The following is a 3,380-nucleotide window of genomic DNA, read 5'->3' as shown; positions in this document are numbered from 1 at the left end:
GTCCGGCGGATCAGGGCCGGACAGGCCCGGGGCCGCGCGTCCCTGATCAGCTTTCGGCGGGGCGCAGGCGCAGGCCCTGCATTCCGCCGTCGACGGCGAGTGCCGTGCCGGTGACGGAGGCGGCGGCGGGGCTCGCGAGGTAGACGATCGCGGCAGCCACCTCGTCGGCCGAGACCAGCCGCCCGAGCGGCTGGCGGGCGTTGAGCGCGGCCCGTTCGGCTGCCGGGTCATCGGCCTGTCCGAGGAGCCGGCCGATCCACGGGGTGTCCGCGGTGCCCGGGTTGACGCAGTTGACCCGGATGCCTTCGCGGACGTGGTCGGCGGCCATCGCGAGGGTCAGGGAGAGGACCGCGCCCTTGCTCGCGCTGTACAGGGCGCGCTGCGGCAGCCCGGCGGTCGCGGCGATCGAGCAGGTCTGGGTGATCGAGACGGCACCGGGGCGTTCGGCCGCCGCGCGCCGCAGATGAGGCAGGGCGTGCCGGGCGGTGCGGACCATGCCGAGGACGTTGATGTCCAGGACCCGGGACCACTCCTCGTCGGCGTTGTCCTCGACGGTGCCGATGGAACCGATGCCCGCGTTGGACACGACGGTGTGCAGGCCGCCGAGTTCGCCGGTGGCCCGGTCGACCGCCTCGCGCACGGCGTTGTCGTCGGTGACGTCCGCCTTGACGGCCAGGACGCCCTCGGGGGCGCCCGCGGTCTCCCGGTCGAGCACGGCCACCTGGGCGCCGCGCGCCAGCAGCAGGGTCGCGACGGCGGCGCCGATGCCGGAGGCGCCGCCCGTCACCAGGGCGTTCATCCCCTCGAAGTCGCGTGTGCCGGTCATCAGTTGGCCTCCTCGGTGGTGCGGCGGGCCTGCCATACGGGGCCCTCCGGGTAACGGTGTGCGGCAATCGACTCGGGATGCATCCGGGCGGAGAAGCCCGGTGAATCCGGCGCGGCATAACGGCCGTTCTCGATCACGGTGGGGTCGGCGAAGTGTTCGTGGAGATGGTCGACGTACTCGATCACGCGGTTCTCCCAGCTTCCGGAGACCGCCACATAGTCGAACATCGAGAGGTGTTGCACCAGCTCGCACAGCCCGACTCCGCCCGCGTGCGGGCAGACCGGTACGCCGTACTTGGCGGCGAGCAGCAGGATCGCCAGGTTCTCGTTGACGCCCGCGACCCGGGCCGCGTCGATCTGGACGAAGTCGACGGCTCCGGCCTGCAGGAGCTGCTTGAACACGACCCGGTTGGCGACGTGTTCACCGGTGGCGACCTTGACGGGCTGTCCCGCACGGACGGCCGCGTGGCCGAGGATGTCGTCGGGGCTGGTCGGCTCCTCGATCCAGTGCGGGTCGAACGGCGCCAGCGCGGTCATCCACTCCACCGCGTCGGCGACATCCCAGCGCTGGTTGGCGTCGACGGCGATCCGGATGTCCGGCCCGACGGCCTCGCGGGCCAGCGCGAGTCTGCGGACGTCGTCGCGGAGGTTGCCGCCGACCTTCAGCTTGATCTGGGTGAAGCCGTCGGCGACGGCCTCCTTCGCCAGCCGGACCAGCTTGTCGTCGGTGTATCCCAGCCAGCCCGGCGAGGTGGTGTACGCGGGGTAGCCCTCGGCGCGCAGCCGCGCGGCGCGCTCGGCCCGGCCGGGTTCGGCGGCCCGCAGGATGGCGAGGGCCTCGTCGGGAGTGAGGGCGTCGGTGAGGTAGCGGAAGTCGACGAGCGAGACGAGTTCCTCGGGCGTCATCTCGGCGAGGAATTGCCAGACGGGCCTGCCCGCCCGCTTCGCCGCCAGATCCCAGGCAGCGTTGACGACCGCGCCGGCCGCCATGTGCATCACGCCCTTCTCGGGGCCGAGCCAGCGCAGTTGGGAGTCATGGGTGAGCTCCCGGTGCAGTGCGGCGAGGTCGGCCGCGGTACGGGGCGCCGGGCGCCCCACCACGTACGGACGCAGCGTCTCGATGGCGGCGGCCATCACCTCGTTGCCGCGCCCGATGGTGAAACAGAAGCCATGTCCCTCGATGACGGCGCCCTCGTCAAGGGGTTCGGTACGCAGGACGACGTAGGCGGCCGAGTAGTCGGGATCGGGGTTCATGGCGTCCGAGCCGTCCAGTTGTTCCGAGGTCGGAAAGCGGATGTCGTGAACCTCGAAATCCGTGACGGTCTGACTCATGTGCGCCCCCAGGGGAATAACATCGGACCTCTGTTCTGGTCATCCGATGTATAGCGTCATGAAGGCCCCAACGTCCAGAGTCGGAGCGAAATTGACGGACACAGCTCGGATGTATTCAGAGACTGATGCCTGATTCGACCGATGATGCACCCCCGTGGCACAGGTTCACCCGGCTGCGCACAGGGGCTGCGGCGGGAGTGGCCGGAAGCCGTAAGGTTGGTGCGTACGCAAGGGAACTTCGGAAGGAGGCCTGGGTGATCGAGCTCGAGGGGGTTCCCGAGCTGATCGACCCGGTCATGGTGGCCGCGTTCGAGGGATGGAACGACGCAGGTGACGCCGCCTCCACGGCGGTCGCGCATCTGGACCGGGAGTGGAAGGGAGAGGTGTTCGCGGCGCTGGACGCCGAGGACTACTACGACTTCCAGGTCAACCGGCCGACGGTCTGGCTGGACGGCGGGGTACGCAAGATCACCTGGCCGACCACCCGGCTCTCCGTCGTCCGCGTCGGCGGGGAGAAGCCCCGTGACCTCGTCCTGGTCCGCGGTATCGAACCGTCCATGCGCTGGCGCTCGTTCTGCAACGAGATCCTGGCCTTCGCCCATGAGCTGGGCGTGGAGATGGTGGTGATCCTGGGCGCGCTGCTCGGCGACACCCCGCACACTCGCCCGGTGCCGGTCAGCGGAGTCACCTCCGACCCGGATCTGGCGCGGACCATGGACCTGGAGGAGACCAGGTACGAGGGTCCGACGGGCATCGTCGGCATCCTCCAGGAGGCCTGCACGCACGCGGGCGTGCCCGCGGTGAGTCTGTGGGCGGCGGTGCCGCACTACGTGTCGCAGCCGCCCAATCCGAAGGCCACTCTCGCGCTGCTCAACCGCCTGGAGGACCTCATCGGTCTGCGCATCCCGCTGGGCGAACTGCCCGAGGACGCCCGCGCCTGGCAGCTCGGCGTGGACCAACTGGCCTCCGAGGACAGCGAAGTGGCGGAGTATGTGCAGACGCTGGAGGAGGCCCGGGACACCGCGGAGCTTCCCGAGGCGAGCGGCGAGGCCATCGCCCGGGAGTTCGAGCGCTATCCGTGCGGGGCTCATCCTGGACCGACCGCCCCGCCACCGGCCCCGCCCGCGTCCCGTCAACCGCGCGCCGCCGCCAAGTGCGCTGCCGCCGCCTGTTCCAGGTGGTTCAGGCGCGCGCCACGGCGGCGGCCACCGGCCATCTCTCGG

The 3,380-nt window shown here is 70.8% G+C and carries 3 protein-coding genes; 1 reads left to right on the top strand and 2 read right to left on the bottom strand.

The window, feature by feature from the left end:
* Positions 1-46 precede the first annotated feature (46 nt).
* Together ACFU8Q_RS40355 and ACFU8Q_RS40350 are read right to left on the bottom strand one after the other, a co-directional pair.
* Positions 47-826 carry an SDR family NAD(P)-dependent oxidoreductase gene (locus tag ACFU8Q_RS40355; protein WP_384464866.1) on the bottom strand — a complete coding sequence of 260 codons (780 nt, stop codon included), beginning with the start codon at positions 824-826 and terminating at the stop codon, positions 47-49.
* Positions 826-2,157 carry an enolase C-terminal domain-like protein gene (locus ACFU8Q_RS40350; protein WP_384464862.1) on the bottom strand — a complete coding sequence of 444 codons (1,332 nt, stop codon included), beginning with the start codon at positions 2,155-2,157 and terminating at the stop codon, positions 826-828. The genes ACFU8Q_RS40355 and ACFU8Q_RS40350 overlap by 1 nt, the downstream gene beginning before the upstream one ends.
* A 254-nt stretch (positions 2,158-2,411) precedes the next feature.
* Here ACFU8Q_RS40350 and ACFU8Q_RS40345 point away from each other — a divergent pair.
* A partial coding sequence (locus ACFU8Q_RS40345; protein ID WP_384464859.1) for a PAC2 family protein occupies positions 2,412-3,380 on the top strand: 969 nt, incomplete at its 3' end.

The sequence above is a fragment of the Streptomyces sp. NPDC057543 genome, assembly GCF_042801895.1.
In the GTDB taxonomy this organism is placed as follows: domain Bacteria; phylum Actinomycetota; class Actinomycetes; order Streptomycetales; family Streptomycetaceae; genus Streptomyces.
The sequence above is the reverse complement of the archived record's forward strand: the minus strand, read 5'-3'. Positions and strand labels throughout refer to the sequence as shown.